15 protein-coding genes and 1 pseudogene are annotated in these 22,843 nt (G+C 69.9%); 8 read left to right on the plus strand and 8 right to left on the minus strand.

Annotated features, from left to right (window positions below):
* Nucleotides 1–60 precede the first annotated feature (60 nt).
* Nucleotides 61–960 (minus strand): tRNA (adenine-N1)-methyltransferase, encoded by a 900-nt coding sequence (locus H5J26_RS06145; protein WP_181764678.1) that lies wholly within the window; start codon nt 958–960, stop codon nt 61–63.
* Nucleotides 961–992: 32 nt separating this feature from the next.
* On the minus strand, nt 993–2,486 hold the full coding sequence (locus H5J26_RS06150) for a site-2 protease family protein (protein ID WP_181764679.1): 1,494 nt from the start codon (nt 2,484–2,486) through the stop codon (nt 993–995).
* A gap of 123 nt (nt 2,487–2,609) precedes the next feature.
* Here H5J26_RS06150 and H5J26_RS06155 point away from each other — a divergent pair, with 123 nt between their 5' ends.
* Together H5J26_RS06155 and H5J26_RS06160 are read left to right on the plus strand one after the other, a co-directional pair.
* A complete protein-coding gene (locus tag H5J26_RS06155; RefSeq protein ID WP_181764680.1) occupies nt 2,610–3,479 on the plus strand; it encodes a RecB family exonuclease in 870 nt (289 codons plus the stop codon).
* 52 nt (nt 3,480–3,531) lie between these two features.
* Nucleotides 3,532–4,200: a response regulator gene (locus H5J26_RS06160; protein WP_181764681.1), complete on the plus strand. Its 669-nt coding sequence runs from the start codon at nt 3,532–3,534 to the stop codon at nt 4,198–4,200.
* 43 nt (nt 4,201–4,243) lie between these two features.
* Here H5J26_RS06160 and H5J26_RS06165 read toward each other — a convergent pair whose 3' ends face one another.
* The 3 genes from H5J26_RS06165 to metH all read right to left on the minus strand — a co-directional run bounded on the left by H5J26_RS06165 (nt 4,244) and on the right by metH (nt 10,511).
* Entirely contained in the window at nt 4,244–5,833 is a 1,590-nt protein-coding gene (locus H5J26_RS06165; RefSeq protein WP_181764682.1) for an ABC transporter substrate-binding protein, read from the minus strand.
* A 345-nt stretch (nt 5,834–6,178) separates the two neighbouring features.
* The gene (locus H5J26_RS06170) at nt 6,179–6,880 is read right to left on the minus strand and encodes an HAD family hydrolase (RefSeq protein ID WP_181764683.1); all 702 of its coding nucleotides are present in this window, start codon (nt 6,878–6,880) and stop codon (nt 6,179–6,181) included.
* A gap of 106 nt (nt 6,881–6,986) precedes the next feature.
* Nucleotides 6,987–10,511 carry a methionine synthase gene (gene metH, locus H5J26_RS06175; protein ID WP_181764684.1) on the minus strand — a complete coding sequence of 1,175 codons (3,525 nt, stop codon included), beginning with the start codon at nt 10,509–10,511 and terminating at the stop codon, nt 6,987–6,989.
* 267 nt (nt 10,512–10,778) lie between these two features.
* Here metH and H5J26_RS06180 point away from each other — a divergent pair, with 267 nt between their 5' ends.
* The 4 genes from H5J26_RS06180 (at nt 10,779) to H5J26_RS06195 (ending at nt 15,889) form a co-directional block, all read left to right on the plus strand.
* Nucleotides 10,779–11,624 carry an IclR family transcriptional regulator gene (locus H5J26_RS06180; protein ID WP_181764685.1) on the plus strand — a complete coding sequence of 282 codons (846 nt, stop codon included), beginning with the start codon at nt 10,779–10,781 and terminating at the stop codon, nt 11,622–11,624.
* Nucleotides 11,625–11,846: 222 nt separating this feature from the next.
* Nucleotides 11,847–12,602, plus strand: coding sequence for an MIP/aquaporin family protein (locus H5J26_RS06185; protein WP_181764686.1), 756 nt, complete (start codon nt 11,847–11,849; stop codon nt 12,600–12,602).
* Between the two features lie 114 nt (nt 12,603–12,716).
* Nucleotides 12,717–14,267, plus strand: a complete 1,551-nt coding sequence (glpK, locus tag H5J26_RS06190; protein ID WP_181764687.1) for a glycerol kinase GlpK — start codon at nt 12,717–12,719, stop codon at nt 14,265–14,267.
* Between the two features lie 5 nt (nt 14,268–14,272).
* Nucleotides 14,273–15,889: a glycerol-3-phosphate dehydrogenase/oxidase gene (locus tag H5J26_RS06195; RefSeq protein ID WP_181764688.1), complete on the plus strand. Its 1,617-nt coding sequence runs from the start codon at nt 14,273–14,275 to the stop codon at nt 15,887–15,889.
* A gap of 124 nt (nt 15,890–16,013) precedes the next feature.
* Here the strand turns inward: H5J26_RS06195 and H5J26_RS32205 are convergent, their stop codons facing one another.
* Both H5J26_RS32205 and H5J26_RS06205 read right to left on the minus strand, forming a co-directional pair.
* The gene (locus H5J26_RS32205) at nt 16,014–16,787 is read right to left on the minus strand and encodes a MerR family transcriptional regulator (protein WP_181764689.1); all 774 of its coding nucleotides are present in this window, start codon (nt 16,785–16,787) and stop codon (nt 16,014–16,016) included.
* Nucleotides 16,788–16,821: 34 nt separating this feature from the next.
* Nucleotides 16,822–18,465: a glycoside hydrolase family 13 protein gene (locus H5J26_RS06205; protein ID WP_309237799.1), complete on the minus strand. Its 1,644-nt coding sequence runs from the start codon at nt 18,463–18,465 to the stop codon at nt 16,822–16,824.
* Between the two features lie 122 nt (nt 18,466–18,587).
* Here H5J26_RS06205 and H5J26_RS06210 point away from each other — a divergent pair, with 122 nt between their 5' ends.
* Entirely contained in the window at nt 18,588–19,628 is a 1,041-nt protein-coding gene (locus H5J26_RS06210; protein ID WP_235980436.1) for a LacI family DNA-binding transcriptional regulator, read from the plus strand.
* A gap of 175 nt (nt 19,629–19,803) precedes the next feature.
* A pseudogene (locus H5J26_RS06215) lies at nt 19,804–20,764 on the plus strand (PAC2 family protein); the annotation flags it as partial.
* A gap of 686 nt (nt 20,765–21,450) precedes the next feature.
* Here the strand turns inward: H5J26_RS06215 and mshC are convergent.
* On the minus strand, nt 21,451–22,680 hold the full coding sequence (gene mshC / locus H5J26_RS06220) for a cysteine--1-D-myo-inosityl 2-amino-2-deoxy-alpha-D-glucopyranoside ligase (RefSeq protein ID WP_181764690.1): 1,230 nt from the start codon (nt 22,678–22,680) through the stop codon (nt 21,451–21,453).
* Between the last annotated feature and the right edge of the window lie 163 nt (nt 22,681–22,843).

Genomic DNA, 22,843 nt, shown 5'->3' on the forward strand with positions numbered 1-22,843 from the left:
CGTCAACGCTGCGGCTCCGCCACCGAGTTAGTGGCTGGGCGGCGGAGCCCAGTGCGTTGCTCAGGAAGCGCCCGAGGTGCTCCCCGGGCCCTTGTAGTCCTCGCCGTAGGCGCCCTTGGCAGGGCGGCGGCGGCGCAGCGGCGGCTCGACGCCGTCGGCGAGACGGCGGGCGGTGAGCAGGAAGCCGGTGTGCCCGATCATGCGGTGGTCGGGCCGTACCGCCAGGCCCTCCACGTGCCAGTTGCGCACCATGGTCTCCCACGCCTGCGGCTCGTTGAACGTGCCGTGCTCGCGGATCGACTCGACCATGCGGGCAAGCTGGGTCGTGGTGGCCACGTAGCTGCAGACGATGCCGCCGGGGACCAGCGCCTTGGCGACGGCCTCCAGGCACTCCCAGGGGGCGAGCATGTCGAGGATGACGCGGTCGACGTCGGTGTCCGAGAGGTGGTCCTGGAGGTCCCCGACGGTGAGGGTCCAGGCGGGGTGCGGTTCGCCGAAGTAGCGCTCGACGTTCTGCTGGGCGATCTCGGCGAAGTCGGCGCGCCGTTCGTAGCTGTGGAGCATGCCCTGGTCGCCGATGGCGCGGAGCAGGAAGGTGCTCAACGAGCCGGAGCCCACGCCCGCTTCGACGATGCGCGCGCCGGGGAAGATGTCGGCCATCGCCAGCACCTGCCCCGCGTCCTTGGGATAGACGACGGCGGCTCCGCGCGGCATGGACAGGACGTAGTCGGGGAGCAGGGGGCGCAGCGCGAGATAGGCGACGTTTCCCGTGGTACGGACAACACTGCCCTCGGGGGCGCCGATCAGCTCGTCGTGCGGGAAGGCACCCTTGTGGGTGTGGAAGCTCTTCCCGGCTTCGAGCGTGAAGGTGTAGTGGCGTCCCTTGGGATCGGTGAGCTGGACCTGGTCCCCGACCTTGAAGGGCCCGCGACGGCGGGCGGCACCGGTCGGTTCGGACATGTGCACAGACTAACGGGTGTGCGCCGCACTCCTTACGCCGAGGGCTTGGCCATGGCGTTGACGAAGGCACGCTCGACGTCCCCGGTGGAGAGTACTCCGTAGATCTCGCCGGTCTCCTCGACCACCAGGTACTCGGTGGCGGGCGTCGCGCGCAGGTGCTCGAGCAGTTCCTCACCGGCCAGCTCCGCGGGAACGCGCATGCCCTCCTTGAGGTCCTGGGCGAGGGTGGAGACGGCGACCCAGGGGCGGCGGTGCGAGGGGACGCCGGCGATGGCGGCCTCACGTACGAGCGAGATCGGGCCGCCGGCACCGTCGACGACCACAAGGGCGCGGGCCCCGGCGTCATTTGCGCGGCGAAGCGCCTCCGACAGCGGGGTGTCGCTGGGGACCGGCACGGCACGCCTCGTGAGCGCGCGGGCGCGCAGGTCCGGCATGTGCTCGCGGAGCCGGGCCATGCGCAGGCTGTTCCCGGCGCCGGTCCAGATGATGGCGGCCAGGATCGCCGCCAGCAGTGCGTCCGTCAGGGAGTCGACGCCGCTGAGGCTCTGCTGGGTGAAGCCTCCCGCGTGGGTCGCCAGCGGGAGCCCGATCAGCACGGCGACGGCGAGTGCGCGGCCCGTCCACGCGGCGAACACCGTCCCGGTCATGGGCCGGCCACTCACCTTCCAGACCAGCGCGCGCAGCATCCGCCCGCCGTCCAGGGGCAGTCCGGGCAGGAGGTTGAACGCGGCCACGATGAGGTTGGAGATCATCAGCCCCGCGAGCAGGACGCCGGGCACGGTGCCGGGCTCGACGGCCTTCATGCCTCCGTAGAAGACACCTGCGAGCACGAGGGAGAGCAGCGGTCCGACGAAGGCGAGGACGAATTCACGTCCCGGGGTCTCCGCCTCCTTCTCGATCTCGGAGACTCCGCCGAAGAACTGGAGCTGGATGCGGCGTACGGGCAGCTTGAAGCGCAGCGCGGCGACGGTGTGGGCCAGTTCGTGCACGAGGACGGACGCGTAGAAGGCCACGGCGAAGAACAGCGCGATGAGGTACCGCACGGCCCCCAGGTCCGGGAGCACGCGGTCGAGTTGGCCGCCGAAGACCCACGTGATGAGAGCGGCGACGAGGAACCAGCTGGGAGCCACGTAGACGGGCACGCCGAACGGCTTGCCCATGAGGATGCCGCCGCCGAAGGGGCGGGCGCGGCGAGGCTTGGCGGGACCGCCAGGTGCAACGGGGCCGCCGGGATCCTGCGCAGGGGGCGGCGTGGGCCGCTGCTCGGGCTGCTCCCGCCCTTGGGGGCTCTGCGGTGATTCCGGCGTGCCGGTGCCGCTCTCGGGGCCCTTGACGAGCCCGTGTGCGGGGCCGTCGCCGGAGTCCTTCTCGGGCGTCACGCTGCTTTCCGGCTTCTCGTCCGGCTGTGCCGGTGATTCCGGACGCTCCGGGAGACGGTCCACGCCTTCTCCCTCACTTCCGGAGTCGCCGGGTCCACCGGAGCCGCCACCGCTGTGCGGCTTGCCGCCGTTGTCCGTGTCCGACACGGGTTCCCCTCTGCCGCTCCTCGCACTCCGCTGCACTGCCTGTTCCCATGATCGTGCAGTGCGGGTGCGTCGTCCTCGATGGTATGCGTGCGTTGTCAGTGCGGGGCTCTAGGGTCGTCCTCCATGGAGACCCGAGTCGCATCGCCGCCCAACTCCCTTTCGCCTTCCCGCGCCAGCGACTTCATGCAGTGTCCGCTGCTGTACCGCTTCCGGGTGATCGACAAACTGCCCGAGAAACCTTCTCCCGCCGCCACGCGGGGGACGGTCGTGCACGCGGTGCTCGAGCGGCTCTTCGACGCCCCGGCCGAGCAGCGCAGCCTGCCGCGGGCACGGTCTCTCGTCGCGGGCGAGTGGGAGCGGCTGCTGGCCAGGCGGCCGGAGCTGAGGGAGCTGTTCGCGGAGGACGGCGCGGAGCTCGCACGCTGGCTGGCGGAGGCGGAGAGTCTGGTCGAGCGGTGGTTCGCGCTCGAGGATCCGAGCCGGCTGGAGCCCGCGGAGCGGGAGTTGTTCGTGGAGACCAAGCTCGAATCGGGGTTGCGTCTGCGCGGCATCATCGACCGCGTCGACGTCGCACCGACCGGCGAGGTGCGCATCGTCGACTACAAGACGGGCAAGGCGCCGCCGCCCCAGTTCTCCGACGGCCCGCTCTTCCAGATGAAGTTCTATGCACTGGTGGTGTGGCGGCTGCGCGGCGTGGTGCCCCGGCGTCTCCAACTGGTCTTCCTGGGCAGCGGCGACGTACTCACCTACGACCCGGACGAGAGCGATCTGCTGCGGGTCGAACGCAAGCTGCTGGCCCTGTGGGAGGCGATCACGCGGGCGACGGAGACGGGCGACTGGCGGCCCAGCCCCGGCAAGCTCTGCAACTGGTGCGACCACCAGGCGCACTGCCCCGAGTTCGGCGGCTCTCCCCCGCCGTACCCGCTCACCGTGCAGCCGCGTCTGCCCGAACCTCGCACGGAGGGGTCGGAAGAAGCCGAAGCTGAGGCCTGAGCCGGCTTGAGCAAGAATGGGGGTGCCCTGCCGCCCGCCCGAAGGAGATTCCGTGGCTGTCCGCGTACTGCTGGTCGACGATCAGCCGCTGCTGCGCACCGGTTTCCGGATGATTCTGGAGGCGGAGCAGGACATCGCCGTCGTCGGTGAGGCCGGCGACGGGCTGCAGGCGCTGGACCAGGTACGGGCGTTGCAGCCCGACGTCGTGCTGATGGACATCCGCATGCCGCGCATGGACGGCGTGGAGGCGACGCGCCGCATCACCGGCCCCGCGAAGGACGGCCCGGCGAAGGTGCTGGTGCTGACGACCTTCGACCTCGACGAGTACGTCGTGGAGGCGCTGCGTGCGGGCGCCAGCGGCTTCCTCCTCAAGGACGCCCCGGCCGTCGAGTTGGTGCAGGCGATCCGCGTCGTGGCCGAGGGCGACGCGATGCTGGCCCCCAGCATCACCCGCCGGCTCCTCGACAAGTACGCGGGCAAGCTGCCCTCGGGCGAGGAGCCCGTGCCCGACACGCTGCACCAGCTGACGGAGCGTGAGGTGGAGGTTCTGAAGCTGGTGGCGCGCGGCCTGTCGAACTCGGAGATCGCCGCCGATCTGTTCGTCAGCGAGACGACCGTCAAGACGCACGTCGGCCACGTGCTCACGAAGCTGGGGCTGCGCGACCGCGTGCAGGCCGCCGTCTACGCGTACGAGAGCGGCCTGGTCCGGCCCGGGGCCTGAGGCCGGGCCGGCCCTCACGGGCGGCCCGGTCGCTGACCGGCGGTCAGCTGGTGGAGCCCCGGCCCAGCTCCCACAGCTGAAGCACGGACGAGGAGTTCAGCGCCCACTCGACGCCTGTGATGTCGTCGCGTGCGGCGATGAACTGCTTGCCCTGCCACAGCGGCAGGACGGGCACGTCGTCCGCGACGATGTCCTGCGCGCGGCCGAAGCCGCCTGCCGTACGGACCCGGTCGGCCACGCGGCGCGTGAGCGGAATGAGCCGGTCGCGGATCTCGGTGTTGTTGTACTTGCTGCCCAGGAAGTTGTCCTTCTCGAAGAAGGGGGCGATGTAGTTGTCCGCGTCCGGGAAGTCGGGGAACCAGCCGTAGCCGTAGGCCTCGTACTCGCCCTCCAGCGCCTCGGTCCGGTACTTGTCCCAGGGCACGCCCTTGATGTCGACGTCGAACAGCCCGCTGCCGTTCAGCTGGTCCTTGAGGTTCTCGAACTCCTTGGCGGTGACGCTGCCGTAGTGGTCCGTGGTGTAGGTGAGGTCCAGCTTCACGGGGATGGAGACGTCGGCGTCCTCGAGGATGTCGCGGGCGGCACCGGCTCCGGGCTCGCCGTACTCGTTGAAGAAGGAGTTGCGGTGGCCGGTCACGCCGGAGGGCACCAGGGAGTAGAGCGGTTCGGCGGTGCGTGAGTACACGTCACGTACGAGCGCCTTGCGGTCGACGATCTCGGCCATGGCCCGTCGCACGGAGCGGCGGCCGGCGGTGTCGTCGTCGGTGTTAAAGACGAGATACCGGATCTCCTGGCCGGGCTGCTCGACGAGGTCGATGCGGTCGTCCGGAACGGACTCCAGCTTCTCTATCTGCTTGGGGGAGATCGTCCGGTTCATCACGTCGATGTCGCCGGCGCGCAGAGACTTCTCCATGGAGCGCGAGTTCGGGAAGAACCGCAGCTCGACCTTCTCGTTCTGGATCTTCAGCCCGCCCCTGTAGTCGGGGTTGCGGGTGAAGAAGGCCTTGCCTCGCTTGGAGTCCAGGCTGTCGAGGAGGTACGGGCCCGAGCCGGTCAGCTTGAAGCCCTTGATGAACCCGTCCCCGGGATAGGTCTCGCTGTCGACGATCGACGCGGCAGGCGTCGCGAGCTTGTACGGGAAGGTGGCGTCCGGCTTCCTGAGCTGGAAGACGATCTCGCGGTCGCTCGTCGCCTTGACCTTCGCGATGCCGCTGAGCAGCGAGACGGGGCCGTTGGCGTAGTTGATGCCCAGGATCCGCTTGACCGAGAACTCCACGTCCTTGGCGTTGAGCTCGTGACCGTTGGAGAAGGTCAGCCCCTCACGCATGGTGCAGCGGTACTGCTCGTTCTGGACGTCCGTGAAGCCGCATCGCTGGGCGGCGTCCATCACGGGGCGCGTGCCGGAACGGGGCATGCGCATCAGCGTCTGGAAGGTGTTGCGCATGACGTTCCAGGCGCTCACGTCGTAGGAGGCGGCCGGGTCGAAGGGCGCCGGCGTGGCCTTGCTGACGGCGAAGGAATCTGTCGTGCCGACGACTATCCCCGCTTCGTCGGCACTCTCTCCCCCGCATGCGACGAGCATGGATGCGAGAAGGCCGGCTATGGCGGGCAGCACGACGGTCTTGCGGATCATGAATGACGGTCCTCTCGTCCGGCCGGAGTCCTCACAGGGCGTCAGACCGGGAAGAAGACGCAGTTGTCTCAACAAGGACGATCCTGAACAGATCGCTCTGCTGACGAACTCGGAGTCCGATCGGGATCACCTCCCACCCGTTTCGACGGGCAGCGGAGAGTACTGCCCGTCAGTGAACCAATGCGGACACAGCGGTAGTTGCGGTGCACTTCAGGGGGTCTGCGGCACACCGTTTGGCGACACCGAAGCGAAGTGCGCGATGAATGTCACTGCCGTGGTCGCGATGCGTCAAGAGGGCATGTCGCGTATTCGACCCCGGAGGTCACCTTACCCAGTGGGAAAGGCCTAATGAGCCACCATGATCAGTGAACGCAGAAAGGCCAGATTCACTTCTTCGAGTGAATTCACGATGGTGCGCCCCTCGACGGCCTCGATGGGGGCGACGGAGGGCACCGCCACCACCTGACAGCCCGCCGCCTCGGCGGAGGCGACACCCGTCACCGTGTCCTCCACGACGGCGCAGCGCGCCGGGTCGGCACCCAGCCGCGCGGCGGCCGTCAGATACGGGTCGGGGTGCGGCTTCGTACGCTTCAGCTCGTCCCCCGCGACGGTGAGGGCGAAGTGCTTCTCGCCCAGCGAGACCAGCATCTCGTCCACCACGCTGCGGTGTGACGCCGAGACCAGCGCCGCGGGCACTCCGTGCACCGACAGCTCTTTGAGCAGCCGCATCGCCCCCGGCATCAGCGGGACGCCGCGCCGCAGCCGCTCGATGAACTTGGCGTTGAGCAGGACGGTCAGCTCCTCCACCGTGATGTCCGCCTGCGTCGCCTCGATGAGGAAGCTCGCACTGCGAGTCATCGGGCCGCCCACCACGACTTCCCGCCACTCGTCCTTCAGCACGTGACCGAGCTCCGCGAAGGCCTCGCTCTCGGCGTCCCACCAGAAGCCTTCCGTGTCGACAAGGGTGCCGTCCATGTCGAGGAGCACCGCCTGCAGCGACGAGCCTTCGGCCGTAAGAGTGCTGAGCGCGGGGATGGAGCTGGTCATCCGCGTACACCTCCGTAAGGGACGAGAAGGCCGGCCGACCGCTCCTGGGGAGCGGACGACCGGCCTGTACCGGACCGACCATTCTACGACGGTTCGCTTAGGACCGTCATCGAGCGTTGAAGTACTTGGCCTCCGGATGGTGGATGACGATCGCGTCGGTGGACTGCTCCGGGTGCAGCTGGAACTCCTCCGAGAGCTCGACGCCGATGCGCTCCGGCCTCAGCAGCTCCGCGATCTTCGCCCGGTCCTCGAGGTTCGGGCAGGCGCCGTAGCCCAGGGAGAAGCGGGCTCCGCGGTACTTCAGATCGAACATGTCCTGCATCGCGGTCGGGTCCTCCGCTGCGATGTCCAGCTCGGAGCGGACCCGCGCGTGCCAGTACTCCGCCATGGCCTCGGCGAGCTGGACGGACAGGCCGTGCAGCTCCAGGTAGTCCCGGTAGGCGTTGTCGGCGAAGAGTTCGGCGGTGGCCTCGCCGATCTTGGAGCCGACGGTGACGATCTGCAGCCCCACCACGTCCTGTTCGCCCGACTCCTCCGCACGGAAGAAGTCCGCGAGGCACAGGCGCCTGCCGCGGCGCTGGCGGGGGAAGGTGAAGCGGGTCCGCTCGCTGCCGTCCTCGTTCAGCAGGATCAGGTCGTCGCCCTTGGAGACGCAGGGGTAGTAGCCGTAGACCACAGCGGCTTCGAGCAGGTTGTCCGTGTGGAGCTTCTCCAGCCAGCCCCGCAGCCGGGGGCGGCCTTCGGTCTCCACCAGCTCCTCGTAGCTGGGACCGTCGCCCTTGCGGGACTCCTTGAGGCCCCACTGGCCCTTGAACAGCGCGCCCTCGTCGATCCACGACGCGTAGTCCTTCAGGCCGATGCCCTTGATCACCCTGCTCTCCCAGAAGGGCGGGGTGGGCACCGGGTTGTCGGTCGCGACGTCAGAGCGGATCGAGCCGTCGTTGACCTCGGCCTCGGGCACCTCGCCGGCGGCGGAGGCGGGGCGCTTGGGTACGCGGCGCTGCTTCAGCTCGGGCAGCTCCACGCCGGGGACGCCGCGCTTGACGCCGATGAGGGCGTCCATCAGGCGCAGGCCTTCGAACGCGTCCCGTGCGTAGCGGACCTCGCCCTCGTAGATCTCGTGCAGATCCTGCTCGACGTACGCGCGGGTGAGCGCGGCGCCGCCGAGGATGACGGGGAAGTCGGCGGCCATCTTGCGCTGGTTGAGCTCCTGCAGGTTCTCCTTCATGATCACCGTGGACTTCACCAGCAGACCGGACATGCCGATGACGTCCGCCTTGTTCTCCTCGGCGGCGTCCAGGATCGCGCTGACGGGCTGCTTGATGCCCAGGTTGACCACGTTGTAGCCGTTGTTGGACAGGATGATGTCCACGAGGTTCTTGCCGATGTCGTGCACGTCCCCGCGCACTGTGGCCAGCACGATGGTGCCCTTGCCCTCGTCGTCGGACTTCTCCATGTGCGGCTCGAGGTGTGCCACCGCGGTCTTCATCACCTCGGCGGACTGCAGCACGAACGGCAGCTGCATCTGGCCCGAGCCGAAGAGCTCACCGACGACCTTCATGCCCTCGAGCAGGGTCTCGTTGACGATCTCCAGCGCGGGACGCTCTTCCAGCGCCGCGTCCAAGTCCTCTTCCAGACCCTTGCGTTCGCCGTCGATGATGCGCCGCTGCAGCCGCTCGTCCAGCGGCAGTGCCAGCAGTTCCTCGGCCTTGCCGGCCTTCATCGCCTTGGTGTCGACGCCCTCGAAGAGCTCGAGCAGGTGCTGCAGCGGGTCGTAGCCCTCGCTGCGCCTGTCGTAGATCAGGTCGAGCGCGGTCTTGACCTGCTCCTCCTCCAGCCTGGCGATCGGCAGGATCTTGCTCGCGTGGACGATCGCCGAATCCAGGCCCGCCTTGACGCACTCGTCGAGGAAGACGGAGTTGAGGACGATCCGCGCGGCCGGGTTGAGACCGAAGGAGATGTTGGACAGGCCCAGCGTGGTCTGCACGTCCGGCCGGCGCCGCTTGAGCTCCCGGATGGCCTCGATGGTGTTGATCCCGTCCTTGCGGGACTCCTCCTGGCCTGTGCAGATCGTGAAGGTCAGGCAGTCGATCAGGATGCTGGACTCGTCGATTCCCCAGTTGGTGGTGAGGTCCTCGATGATCCGTTCGGCGATGGCGACCTTGTGGTCGGCCGTACGGGCCTGGCCCTCCTCGTCGATGGTCAGGGCCATCAGCGCGGCGCCGTACTCCCGGGCCAGGGCGGCCACGCGCTGGAAGCGCGACTCGGGGCCGTCGCCGTCTTCGTAGTTGACGGAGTTGATCACGGCGCGACCGCCGAGCATCTCCAACCCCGCCTGAAGCACGTCGACTTCGGTGGAGTCCAGCACGATGGGAAGCGTGGAGGACGTCGCGAAGCGCCCGGCCAGCTCCTTCATGTCCGCGGCGCCGTCACGGCCCACGTAGTCGACGCACAGGTCGAGCATGTGGGCGCCCTCGCGGATCTGGTCGCGGGCGATCTCCACGCAGTCGTCCCAGCGGCCGTCCAGCATCGCTTCGCGGAACTTCTTCGAACCGTTGGCGTTCGTGCGCTCGCCGATCGCGAGGTACGAGGTGTCCTGGCGGAAGGGGATCATCTGGTAGAGGGACGCGGCGCCCGGCTCCGGGGTGGGCTCGCGCCTGGCCGGCTCCTTGCCGCGTACGCGCTCCACGAGCTGCCTCAGATGCTCCGGCGTCGTACCGCAGCAGCCGCCCACCAGGGACAGGCCGTAGTCGCGTACGAAGCCCTCGTGGGCGTCGCACAGCTCCTCGGGCGTCAGCGGGTAGTGGGCTCCGTCCTTCCCGAGCACCGGCAGGCCCGCGTTGGGCATGCAGGAGATCGGCACCCTCGAATGCTGCGCGAGATAGCGCAGGTGCTCGCTCATCTCGGAGGGGCCCGTCGCGCAGTTCAGGCCGATCATGTCGATGCCCAGCGGTTCCAGGGCCGTCAGGGCGGCGCCGATCTCGGAGCCGAGGAGCATCGTTCCGGTGGTCTCGACGGTGACCGAGCAGATCAGCGGCAGCTCGTGCGCACCCACCGCCTCCATTGCGCGACGGGCGCCGATGACCGCCGCCTTGGTCTGCAGGAGGTCCTGCGTGGTCTCGACCAGCAGGGCGTCGGCGCCGCCGGCGATCATGCCCTCGGCGTTCACCTGGTAGGCGTCGCGAAGGGTCGCGTACGGGGCGTGGCCCAGCGTGGGCAGCTTCGTGCCGGGGCCCATGGAGCCCAGCACCCAGCGCTCGCGGCCGTCGGCCTCGAATTCGTCCGCCACGTCGCGGGCGATGCGGGTGCCCTTCTCCGAGAGTTCGAAGATGCGGTCGGTGATGTCGTATTCGCCCAGGGCGGCGTGGTTCGCGCCGAAGGTGTTGGTCTCCACGCAGTCCACGCCCGCGGCGAAGTACTCGGTGTGGACCGACCGGACGATGTCGGGGCGGGTCACGTTCAGGATCTCGTTGCAGCCTTCGAGCTGCTCGAAGTCGTCGAGACTGGGGTCCTGCGCCTGAATCATCGTGCCCATCGCGCCGTCAGCGACGATCACGCGCTCCTTGAGCGCTTTTCGCAGGGCGGCTGCCCGCGGGAAGGCGGATGTGGGCGTACTGCTCGGCGAGGCCATGAAGGGTTCTCCCTAGAGTGCGACGGCTGTCGGCTATGCGCGGTCCGCGGCTTCGAAGAGGACGGCGCACCTGATCAGGGTATCGGGCGGGCACAAGAGTGCAGCAGGACATTCCGTACGGCGGACAGAGCGGAGGCTCTCCCTCCGTCCCCCGGAAGTGGGAAGACGCCGGACTGGGCTACCGCACGTCGACATCAAGCGATACCGTTCGACATTGTCGAACCCGATTCACAGCGGCTCGCGGAGAGCAGGTCAGGGAGGTGCCAGATGGCCCGGACCATCCAGTCGCTCGAACGCGCTGCCGCCGTGCTGCGGCTCTTGGCGGGCGGTGAACGCCGGCTCGGCCTCTCCGACATCGCCTCCTCGATGGAGCTGCCCAAGGGCACCGCTCACGGCCTCCTGCGCACCCTCCAGCAAGAGGGCTTCGTGGAGCAGGACGGCGCGACGGGCAAGTACCAGCTGGGCGCGGAGCTGCTGCGCCTGGGCACGAGCTATCTGGACGTCCACGAGCTGCGCTCCAGGGCTCTGGTCTGGGCGGACGACCTGGCGCGGTCCAGCGGGGAGAGCGTCTATCTGGGCGTCTTCCACCTGCAGGGCGTGCTGATCGTGCACCACGTCTTCCGTCCGGACAACAGCCGTCAGGTGCTGGAGGTCGGCGCGATGCAGCCTCTGCACAGCACGGCCCTGGGCAAGGTGCTCTCGGCGTTCGACCCCGTGGCGCACAGCGAGGCGGTCGACGGCGAACGGAAGCGGTTCACGGAGCGCACGGTCACCGGTCTCGCCGAGTTCGAGGACGTGCTGGAGGCGACCCGTACGCGTGGCTGGGCGGCGGATGTCGAGGAGACCTGGGAAGGCCTCGCTTCGATCGCCGCGCCCATCCGCGACCGCCGCCGCATGCCGGTCGGAGCGGTGGGCGTGACGGGAGCCGTGGAGCGGGTCTGCGAGGACGTCCCGGTCGCCGTCGCGGCGGGCGCCGCCGCGACCACGGCGACCGGCGTCACGAACGTGACGAGTGGTGCCGCAGGGGACGTTGAGCTGCGGCCGATGCTGGTGGCGGCCGTGCGGGACTGCGCGCGGGCCGTCTCGCGTGATCTTGGAGCCCGGCGGTTCTGAGAGAGCCCCGAGCGAGCGTTGTCAGTACGTCTCCGACAGACCTTCCCGCTCCGCGAATCGAGATCATCGCGGCCCCGGACGAACGGGTTGAGGGAGTCCTGAGTCACACCCCTTGACGTGACCTCCACCAGGGAGAAAACTGCCAAGTCGGCGGTCGGCATTGTCGAACACCGGACGGGACCGACCCGCCCTCCCCATCTGGACAAGACAAAGGAGTCGCGGGTGTCCAGCTCCGACATTTTCTTCGGTGAAGTGATAGGTACCGCACTGCTCATCCTGCTCGGTGGCGGTGTCTGTGCTGCCGTGACCTTCAAACGCTCCAAGGCGCACGCCTCCGGCTGGATCGTGATCACGTTCGGCTGGGGCATGGCCGTCCTGACCGGCGGTTACGTGGCAGCAGGCGTCTCCGGCGCACACCTCAACCCGGCGGTCACCCTGGCCCTCGCGATCGAGGGAACCACCAAGTGGAGCGACGTCCCCCTCTACTTCGCCTCCGAACTGCTCGGCGCGATGATCGGCGCCGTACTCGTCTGGCTCGCCTACTACGGCCAGTTCCACGCCGACCTCAGCGAACCGGCGATGGCGGAGCGCAAGGGTGAGAACCCCGGCCCGGTCCACGGCGTCTTCTTCACCTCGCCCGAGATCCGCAACGCCGCGCAGAACCTGGCGACGGAGATCATCGGCACGTTCGTACTGGTCATCGCGATCCTGACGCAGGGCCTGAACAAGGGCGTCGGCCTCTCCGGCATCGGAGTGCTGCTCGTGGCGCTGGTCGTCCTCGGCATCGGTCTGTCGCTCGGTGGCCCGACGGGGTACGCCATCAACCCGGTCCGTGACTTCGGTCCCCGCATCGTGCACGCGCTGCTTCCGCTGCCGAACAAGGGCGGCTCCGACTGGTCCTACTCCTGGGTCCCGATCGTCGGCCCCCTCGTCGGCGCTGCCATCGCCGCAGGCGTCCACCACGTCGCCTTCGCCTGAGACGTACGCCCGCTCCGCTCGCCGCCCGGTCCGTGACCCGGCCTCGTACGCGCAGGCCGGCCGTCACGGCCCGGGCCCAGAGCTTTTCCCACCGAACCACTTGGAGAGCAGGACATGAGCGAAACCGAGAACCGGTCCACGGGCGCCTCCTCCCACGGCGAGGGCCCCTTCATCGCCGCCATCGACCAGGGCACCACCTCCAGCCGCTGCATCGTCTTCGACAAGGACGGCCGGATCGTCGCCGTCGACCAGAAGGAGCACGAGCAGATCCTCCCGAAGCCGGGATGGGTCGAGCACGACGCGGCCGAGATCTGGACCAACGTCCAGCAGGTCGTCGCCGGCGCCCTGCAGAACGCGGGCATCACCAAGGCCGATGTGAAGGCACTGGGCATCACCAACCAGCGTGAGACGACGCTGCTCTGGGACAAGGCGACCGGCGAGCCCGTGCACAACGCCCTGGTCTGGCAGGACACCCGCACCGACACGCTCTGCCGCGAGCTGGGGCGCAACGTCGGCCAGGACCGCTTCCGCCGTGAGACCGGCCTTCCCCTGGCCTCCTACTTCTCCGGCCCGAAGATCCGCTGGCTGCTCGACAACGTCGACGGGCTGCGGGAGCGCGCCGAGCGCGGCGAACTCCTCTTCGGCACCATGGACTCCTGGGTCATCTGGAACCTCACCGGCGGCCCCGACGGCGGCCGACACGTCACGGACGTGACCAACGCCTCGCGCACCATGCTGATGAACCTGCACTCCATGAGCTGGGACGAGAAGATCTGCCAGTCCATGGGCGTCCCGATGTCCGTGCTGCCCGAGATCCGTTCCTCCGCCGAGGTGTACGGCGAGGCGACCGGCGACCTCGCCGGTGTGCCGGTGGCCTCGGCCCTGGGCGACCAGCAGGCAGCGCTGTTCGGCCAGACCTGCTACGCCGAGGGCGAGGCCAAGTCGACGTACGGCACGGGCACGTTCCTGCTGCTCAACACCGGCCACGAAGCCGTCAACTCCTACAACGGCCTGCTGACGACGGTCGGTTACCAGATCGGCGACGACCGTCCCGTCTACGCCCTCGAGGGCGCGATCGCGGTCACCGGTTCGCTGGTGCAGTGGATGCGCGACCAGATGGGTCTGATCAACTCCGCAGCCGAGATCGAGACGCTGGCGAGCTCCGTCGAGGACAACGGCGGCGCCTACTTCGTGCCGGCCTTCTCCGGCCTGTTCGCGCCCTACTGGCGCGACGACGCCCGTGGCGTGATCGCGGGCCTGACCCGGTACGTGACCAAGGCGCACATCGCGCGCGCCGTCCTGGAGGCGACCGCCTGGCAGACCCGCGAGATCGTCGACGCCATGCAGAAGGACTCCGGCGTCGAGCTGACGGCCCTGAAGGTCGACGGCGGCATGACGTCCAACAACCTGCTCATGCAGACCATGTCGGACTTCCTCGACGCCCCCGTCGTTCGCCCGATGGTCGCCGAAACCACCTGCCTCGGCGCGGCATACGCGGCAGGGCTCGCAGTCGGCTTCTGGTCCGACACCGACGAGCTGCGCGCCAACTGGAAGCGGGCGGCCGAATGGACGCCCAGCATGGACGCGGCCGATCGTGACCGCGAGTACAAGAACTGGCTCAAGGCCGTCCAGCGGACCATGGGCTGGATCGAAGAGGAGAACTGAAAGAAATGAACACCCTGCAGAGCGTCCCCACTCTCGGGACGCATCCGGCTGCCGGCGGCAACCCGAGCCGCGCCGAGACCAGGGAACTGCTCGCCAACGCGACGTACGACCTCCTCGTGATCGGCGGCGGAATCCTCGGCACCTCGGTCGCCTGGCACGCCGCGCAGTCGGGGCTGCGGGTGGCGATGGTGGACGCCGGCGACTTCGCCGGCGCCACCTCGTCCGCCTCCTCCAAGCTCGTGCACGGCGGTCTGCGCTACCTGCAGACCGGCGCGGTCAAGCTGGTGGCGGAGAATCACCACGAGCGTCGGGTGCTGGCCAAGGACGTGGCCCCGCACCTGGTCAACCCGCTCAAGTTCTATCTGCCCGTCTACAGGGGCGGCCCGCACGGTGCGACGAAGCTGGGCGCGGGGGTGTTCGCCTACAGTGCGCTCTCCGCGTTCGGCGACGGCGTCGGGCGTCTGGTCTCCCCCTCCCGGGCGGCGGCCGACAACCCGGGCCTGCGTACGGACAACCTGAAGGCGGTCGCGGTATACGGCGACCACCAGATGAACGACTCCCGCATGGCCGTCATGACGGTCCGTGCCGCCGTCGACTCGGGCGCGGTGGTGCTCAACCACGCGGAGGTGACGGGGCTGCGCCGCATGGGCGGCCGCGTCACCGGAGCCGAGCTCCGCGACCGCTTGGACGGGAAGGAGTTCGGGGTCGACGCACGGCTGGTGCTCAACGCGACCGGACCGTGGGTGGACCACGTGCGCAGGCTCGAGGACAAGGGAGCCGCGCCCAGCGTCCGCTTCTCCAAGGGCGCGCATCTCGTGCTGCGGCGCAGGTCGCCGTGGCGGGCGGCGATGGCGACGCCGATCGACAAGTACCGCATCACCTTCGCCCTCCCCTGGGAGGACCAGCTCCTGCTGGGCACCACGGACGAGGCGTACGAGGGCGACCCGGGCGACGTCACGGCGACCGAGGCCGACATCCAGCAGATCCTGGACGAGGCCGCGTACTCCGTACGCGGCGAGCACCTCTCACGGGATCTGATCAGCTACGCCTTCGCGGGCCTGCGGGTGCTGCCCGGCGGGCCAGGCGGTGTGACGGCTGCCCGGAGGGAGACCGTCGTCAGCGAGGGCATCGGAGGGATGCTCTCGGTCGCGGGCGGCAAGTGGACGACGTACAGGCACATCGGCCGCGCCGTGATGAACAAGCTGGCGAAGCTGCCCGGGGGTTCGATCGCGCAGGACATGGAGCCCGTGGGCGAACTGGTGCGGCGCACCCCGCTGCCGGGCATCTCCAACCCCAACGCGGTCGCGCACCGGCTGCTGGTGGACCGGGAGCGGGAGCCGGGTCCGCGCATGGACCCGCTGACCGCACGCCAGCTGGCCACCCACTACGGCTCGCTCTCCTTCGACATCGCGCGGCTGGTCAACGAGGACCCGTCGCTCGGCGAGCGCATCCACCCCGACGGTCCGGAGATCTGGGCGCAGGTCGTCCACGCACGCGACTACGAGTGGGCGGAGACCGTGGACGACGTGCTGCGACGGCGCACCACCCTGACCATCCGCGGCCTGGACACCGAGGACGTGCGTGAGCGCGTCGGCATGCTCCTGTCGGAGCGGCGCAGCTGACCGACTGCCGGACCGGCCCGCCGGCCGGTCCGGCTGACGGCGTAACCGGAGGTCGCCGTGCGGGTGTTGAGCCCGCACGGCGGCCTCCTGTCCGTCCGGGGGTCTTGCACGTGGGTCCCGGAACTCACCTGGCCTGCCGGGCCCGCTCCAGGTACTGCAGCAGTTCACGCATCCGCTCCGTCGGCCAGGGCAGGCTCCGGCCGATCTCCTCGCTGTTCTCGTCCCACATGCGCTGCGCGGTCGCCTTGGTCCGCTCGCCTTCGGCACCGGGCGCGTGGAACCGGTCGGCCAGCGCGTCCCAGCGCGTTGCCAGGGTCTGCACCCGCTGATCCTCGACGGGGGTCCCTTCCTGGGCGTGGCGCATCAACTCCTCGACCAGACCGGCCCATTCGGTCTTGGCCGCCTCGACGGCGTCCGGGCCGAGCTCCGCCCGGCGCCGTGCCAGCTGCTCCCGCTGCTCCGTCGTGAACGAGGTCTCGAACACAGAGATCATCTCCAGGGTCGTCATGAACTCTTCCGGACCGGGCATCGAGGCGTCGTCGATCTGCTGGAGCAGCCCACGGAGCCGGTGCCGCAGCTGCCGGCTCCGCTCGGCCTCGTCCTCCAGCATCCGCAGCTGGGCGGCGAGCAGGTCGCGTATCGCCGCCAGCCCGTCCGAGGAGGCCGCGAGCACGCCGGCGATCTCCTCCAGCGACAGCCCCAGCGAGCGCAGCGCCCGCAGCCTGTACAGCCGCCGCAGGTCGGCCTCCGTGTAGCGGCGGTGGCCCGACGCCGTGCGCTCACTCGCCCTCAGCAGGCCGACCTCGTCGTAGTGGTACAGCGCGCGTACGGTCATGCCGCTCGCCCTCGCCACCTCGCCGATGCTCCACCGCCGTGCGGGCTGCTCATTCCCGGTCACGCCCGGCACGCTAGAACCTCCCGTCGCGGCAGGTTCAACCCCTGCTCGGTGCCGGTTCGAGCCAGACCGCGGTGTCGGGTTCGAGCATGCCGCCGCCCGTACCGCCCTCGTCACTGGTGAGCAGCGTCCGGGCGCCTTCCGGGAGCGGCAGCGGCCGGTCGCCGAGGTTGATCCGGCATTCCAGGGACTCGCCCCTGCGGAAGGCCAGTTCGCCGTCCTCCGCGTCCAGCCACTGAAGGCTCCCGCTCCCGCGGAAGCCACGGCGCAGCCGCAGCGCGGTGCGGTAGAGCTCAAGGAAGGAGCCGGCCTGGCCGCTCTGCGCCTCGGCGGAGTGGCTCCCCCAGCCCTCGGGCTGCGGGAGCCAGCTGCCGGAGGGCCCGAAGCCGTACGAGGATCCCTCCCGCTGCCACGGCAGCGGTACGCGGCAGCCGTCACGCCCCTTGAGCTCGTGCCCTGTGCGCTCCCACATCGGATCGCGCAGTGCGCCGGCGGGCAGGTCCGCGACCTCCGGCAGGCCCAACTCCTCGCCCTGGTAGAGGTATGCGGTCCCGGGCAAGGCCAGGGTCAGCAGTGCGGCGGCGCGGGCACGGCGTCGTCCGAGGCCGTGGTCCGGGGCGGGCTCACGCCCGTCGGTCGCGAGCCATCCGGTGAGGTCGGTGCCTTCGGGGAGCGCGTAGCGGGTCGCGTGCCGTACGACGTCGTGGTTGGAGAGCACCCACGTCGGCAGGGTGCCCACGGAGCGGGCTCCGTCGAGTGAGGTGTCGACGACCTCGCGGAAGGAGCGGGCGTCCCAGGGGCAGCGCAGGTGGAAGAAGTTGAAGGCCTGGTGGAGCTCGTCGGGCCGCGTGTAGAGGGGCAGCCGGGCGGCACTGACGCCGGCCTCGGCGACGGCGATGCGGGGCGGCTCGTACGCGTCCAGGATCTTCCGCCAGGAGCGGTAGATCTCGTGCACCTCGTCGCGGTCCCAGAAGGGGTGGTCGTCGCCCTGCGGCGGGGAGTTGAGCGGTGCGGCGTCGTTGCCGCGGGTGTCGCGCAGAGGTGGCTCCAGGTCCTTGCGCAGCCCGTGTGCGACGTCGACGCGGAAGCCGTCGACGCCGAGGTCGAGCCAGAAGCGCAGGGTCCGCTCGAAGTCCGCGGCGACCTCGGGGTTCTCCCAGTTCAGGTCTGGCTGTTCGGCCGCGAATATGTGCATGTACCACTGCCCGTCCGGCGTACGCTCCCAGGCGCCGCCGCCGAACTTGGACTGCCAGTCCGCGGGCGGTTCCTCTCCCCCGGGCCCTGAGCCGTCCAGGAAGTGGAAGCGGTTGCGGGCGGCCGAGCCGGGTGCGGAGGCCAGCGCCTCGGTGAACCAGGGGTGCCGGTCCGAACAGTGGTTGGGCACGATGTCGATGATGACCTTCAGGCCGTGGTCGTGGGCGCTCGCCAGCAGGTCACGGAAGTCGTCGAGGGTGCCGTGCCGCGGGTCGACGCCGCGGTAGTCGGATACGTCGTAGCCGCCGTCGGCCCACGGCGAGGGGAAGAACGGCGTCAGCCAGAGGGCGTCGACGCCGAGGCCCGCGAGGTGGCCGAGCCGGCCTGTGATGCCGCGCAGGTCGCCCATTCCGTCCCCGTCGGAGTCGGCGAAGCTCGGCACGTACACCTGATAGACGACGGCCTCGCGCCACCACGTTCCTTGCACTGCTGTCTCCTCGTCTCCGTCCGCGGCGTTGCTAAAGCGCTTGCGCAATCCTGGGAATCAAGAAGGCACACGTCAAGTCCTGACTGCTAAAAGGCTTGCGCGACGGCTGCTAGCCTGCCGTGATGAGTCAGGAGCGCCCCTCGTCCGCGACCATGGCGGACGTCGCACGCGCCGCCGGTGTCTCGACCGGCACGGTCTCGCGCGCGCTGCGCGGGCAGTCCGGCGTATCGGACGCCGTGCGCCGCCGCATCGTCAGTGCGGCCGAGGACCTGGACTACGTCGTCTCACCCGCCGCCTCCGGCCTCGTGACGGGCCGGACGGGCTCGGTGGCCGTGCTCGTGCCGTTCATCTCCCGCTGGTTCCACGCGCGGGTCCTGTCGGCCGTCCATCAGGTGCTGCGCGGCGCCGGATTCGAGATCGTGCTCCACCACGTCGAGGGGACGGCCGAGCGCCGGGAGTTCTTCGGGACGCTGCCCGTACGGCGCCGTGCCGACGGCCTGGTCGTCATCGCCCTGTCGCTCACGGACGAGGAGACGGAACGGCTCGGCGAGCTCGGCATCCCGGTCGTGGGCGCGAGCACCCGCCCCGGCGGGCACCCCAGCGTCGGCATCGACGACGTGGAGGGAGCCGCCAAGGCCGTACACCACCTCGCCAATCTCGGGCACGAGCACATCGGCATGATCCGCACGACGGACGAGGAGGGCATCCACCAGGGCGTCTCACGCCGTCGCCTGGAGGGATTCCGCTCCGCCATGGAGGAGCGGGGCCTGCCCGTCGCGCGGGACGCGGTCGTCTCGGCGCCGTGGGGCGTCGACGGCGGTGCCCGCGCGATGGGAGAACTGCTCTCGCTCCGAAGGCCGCCGAGCGCCGTGTTCGCCGAGGCGGACGACGTGGCCGTCGGGGCGCTGCGCACGCTGCGGCGCTCCGGTGTGGCGGTCCCGGCGGGCATGTCGGTCGTCGGGTTCGACGACAGTCCCGTCGCCGAGCTGCTCGACCTGACGACGGTCGGCCAGTCCGTACACGAACAGGGGCTGATCGCGGGCCGGTTGCTCGTCGAGGCGGTTCGGCGGAGGGCCGTGGCCGAGCCCCAGGTGCAGCTGGAGACGCAGCTGGTCGCTCGCGGGACGACGAGCGCACCCGCGAAGGCACGGCCGGACCGGTGATCGGAGCGGACGGCGAAAGCGGTCGTGCAGGCCGTGCGGGTTCCTGGTCAGGCATTCGGGGGCGGCCAGGGCTGCGGCTCCGGCCTCGTCACGCCGTAGGCTTGTGGCCGCACGGAACAGGAACGGCAGCCGGGCACGGAGCAGGCGCTTCGTCCCGGCCGGAAGGAGGCGCTGGGTGATCGAGCTCGAGGGAGTACCCGAGCTGATCGACCCGGTCATGGTGGCCGCGTTCGAAGGCTGGAACGACGCCGGCGACGCAGCCTCCACCGCGGTCGGTCACCTGGAGCGGGAGTGGAAGGGCGAGGTCTTCGCCGCGCTGGACGCCGAGGACTACTACGACTTCCAGGTCAACAGGCCGCAGGTGTGGCACGACGGCGGCGTGCGCAAGGTCACGTGGCCGACGACCCGGCTCTCCGTCGTACGCGTCGACAACGCGGACGGCAAGGGAGGGCCGCGAGACCTCGTCCTGGTACGCGGCATCGAGCCGAGCATGCGCTGGCGGTCCTTCTGCAACGAGATCCTGGGCTTCGCCCACGAGTTGGGTGTGGAGATGGTGGTGGTGCTGGGGGCCCTGCTCGGCGACACCCCGCACAGCCGCCCGGTCCCGGTGACCGGAGTGACCTCCGACCCGGACCTCGCCCGCACCATGAACCTCGAGGAGTCGCGCTACGAGGGCCCCACCGGCATCGTCGGCATCCTCCAGGAGGCGTGCACGCACGCAGGCGTACCGGCCGTGAGCCTGTGGGCGTCCGTCCCGCACTACGTCTCCCAGCCGCCGAACCCGAAGGCGACCCTCGCGCTGCTCAACCGCCTGGAGGACCTGCTCGGGCTCAGCGTGCCGCTCGGCGAACTGCCCGAGGACGCCCGCGCCTGGCAGGTGGGCGTGGACCAGCTGGCCGCCGAGGACAGCGAGGTCGCGGAGTACGTGCAGTCCCTGGAGGAGGCGCGGGACACCGCCGAGCTTCCGGAGGCCTCGGGAGAGGCCATCGCCAAGGAGTTCGAGCGCTATCTGCGGCGCCGGGACGGGGGGCCCGAGAGCGGTACGGCGGCCGGTCCGGCGGGTTCGGGCGGCAACGCGCGGGAATCCGGGCCGAGTTCGTACAAGCGCGGCAAGAGCGGCGGACGCAGCCGCGCCTCGAAGCCGGCGGCGAAGGACGGCAAGGAGACGGACGACGTCCAGCACGAGCAGGACGACAAGCAGGACCAGGAGCACGACGGCAAGGCCGACAAGAGCGCCGAAGACGCCGGGACGGCTGCCGACGACGAGACGGCAGAGACCCCCGAGACGCCGGAGAAGAGCGCACCGGAGAAGGCCGACGGCGAAGCTCCCGCCGACGCCGGGAGCAAGGACACCGAAGCCACGAAGAGCCCCAAGCCCACGCGGAGCACCCGGAGTTCGAGGTCCACCAAGGGCTCGAAGAGCTCCAGACCTTCCAAGGACGACGAGGGTGCCGAGGGCGGCAGCGAGAGCGCCAAGGAAAGCAAGAACGGCAAGAGCACCAGGAACAGCAAGAGCAGCAAGGACAAGCCCGCTGACGGCGCCGCGGACGAGAGCCCCAAGAGCAAGAGCACCAGAAGCAGCCGCACCACCCGAAACACCAAGAACAGCAGGACGGCGAAGGACGGCGGCAAGTCGGAGGAGAAGCCCGCGAAACCCCCGAAGAGCGAGCCGGACGAGGACTCCGACGAGTGACCGCTCCTTCCTCCACCTCCTGAGCGCGTAGAAGGGGCCGCCCACTGCTTTCGAGCAGCGGGCGGCCCTTCGTCTTTCTCCGGGCGGCTGACGCAAGTCGCAGACAGCGCCGGGCAGTTCGGGGCTGGCCTAGAGGGCGACGCCCAGCAGCGCGTCCACGGCACGCGAGACCACGCCGGGTGCCCCGGTGTCCGTGCCTCCCCCGGCCTCCTGAGCCGCCACCCAGCGGTCGACGGCGGCAAGGGCGGCGGGGGCGTCCAGATCGTCGGCCAGTGCCGCCCGGATCTCCTCCACCACGGTCTCGGCGGGCGGACCGTCCGGCCGCGAGACGGCGGCACGCCAACGCGCCAGACGTGAGCGGGCCTCGTCGAGGACGGACTCCGTGTACTCCCAGTCCGCCCGGTAGTGGAGCGAGAGCAGCACGAGACGGATCGCGGCCGGATCGATCCCGTCCCGGCGCAGCTGCGAGACGAAGACCAGGTTGCCCTTGGACTTCGACATCTTCTCGCCGTTCAGGCCGACCATCCCGGCGTGCACGTAGGTCTGCGCGAAGGGATGCTCGCCGGTCAGCGCCTGGGCGTGCGAGGCGCCCATCTCGTGGTGGGGGAAGGCGAGGTCGGAGCCGCCGCCCTGCACGTCGAAGCCCATCCCGAGGTGCTCCAGGGCGATGGCGACGCACTCGATGTGCCAGCCGGGCCGGCCGGGGCCGAGCGAGGCACCGTCCCATTGAGGTTCGCCCTCGCGGGCGCCGCGCCACAGCATCGGGTCCAGCGGGCTCTTCTTGCCGGGCCGCTCCGGGTCGCCGCCGCGCTCGGCCGACAGCAGCCGCATGGTCTCCGCGTCGAGCCGGGAGACCTCCCCGAAGTGGGGGTCCGCGTCGACGGAGAAGTAGACGTCCCCGTCCAGTTCGTAGGCGGCGCCCCGGTCCCGCAGCCGCTCGACCATCGGGACGATCTGCGGAATCGATTCGACAGCTCCGACGAAGTGCCGGGGCGGCAGCATCCGCAGAGCCGTCATGTCCTCGCGGAAGAGGGCGGTCTCACGCTCCGCCAGTGCCGTCCACTCGTCACCGGTGGCGTCCGCCCGCTCCAGGAGCGGGTCGTCGATGTCGGTGACGTTCTGGATGTAGTGGACCTGCCGCTTGTTGTCGAGCCACACGCGCTGCACGAGGTCGAACGCGTTGTAGGTCGCCGCGTGCCCCAGATGGGTGGCGTCGTACGGCGTGATGCCGCAGACGTAGATGCGGGCGACGGGACCGGGGGCGAGCGTGACTCGGCCGTCGGTCGCTGTGTCGTGGATCTCCAGGTCGCGACCCTGACCAGGCAGGGCGGGGACCTCAGAAGCGGGCCAGGCATGCATTCCTTGAGCGTAACCCGGAGGGCGGCGGGCCATCCTGACGGGACCGTCGGGGTCCGTGCAGGGCATCAGGAAATGGCTTGATGGGCGCTCTTGACCGCGAGCGGGGACGGCTCTTCGCGCGGGGACGGTTCCGGCAGGGGCTTCTGGTTCGGACTGCGGCTAG

Source organism: Streptomyces albidus (ex Kaewkla and Franco 2022), from assembly GCF_013870515.1.
Taxonomy (GTDB): domain Bacteria; phylum Actinomycetota; class Actinomycetes; order Streptomycetales; family Streptomycetaceae; genus Streptomyces; species Streptomyces albidus.

Excerpts from the sequence above, each read along its gene's own strand:
- H5J26_RS06145 (WP_181764678.1), bottom strand. The coding sequence starts at position 960 with ATGTCCGAACCGACCGGTGCCGCCCGCCGTCGCGGGCCCTTCAAGGTC.
- H5J26_RS06155 (WP_181764680.1), top strand. The coding sequence starts at position 2,610 with ATGGAGACCCGAGTCGCATCGCCGCCCAACTCCCTTTCGCCTTCCCGC.
- H5J26_RS06165 (WP_181764682.1), bottom strand. The coding sequence starts at position 5,833 with ATGATCCGCAAGACCGTCGTGCTGCCCGCCATAGCCGGCCTTCTCGCA.
- H5J26_RS06170 (WP_181764683.1), bottom strand. The coding sequence starts at position 6,880 with ATGACCAGCTCCATCCCCGCGCTCAGCACTCTTACGGCCGAAGGCTCG.
- metH (WP_181764684.1), bottom strand. The coding sequence starts at position 10,511 with ATGGCCTCGCCGAGCAGTACGCCCACATCCGCCTTCCCGCGGGCAGCC.
- H5J26_RS06180 (WP_181764685.1), top strand. The coding sequence starts at position 10,779 with ATGGCCCGGACCATCCAGTCGCTCGAACGCGCTGCCGCCGTGCTGCGG.
- glpK (WP_181764687.1), top strand. The coding sequence starts at position 12,717 with ATGAGCGAAACCGAGAACCGGTCCACGGGCGCCTCCTCCCACGGCGAG.
- H5J26_RS06195 (WP_181764688.1), top strand. The coding sequence starts at position 14,273 with ATGAACACCCTGCAGAGCGTCCCCACTCTCGGGACGCATCCGGCTGCC.
- H5J26_RS06210 (WP_235980436.1), top strand. The coding sequence starts at position 18,588 with ATGAGTCAGGAGCGCCCCTCGTCCGCGACCATGGCGGACGTCGCACGC.
- mshC (WP_181764690.1), bottom strand. The coding sequence starts at position 22,680 with ATGCATGCCTGGCCCGCTTCTGAGGTCCCCGCCCTGCCTGGTCAGGGT.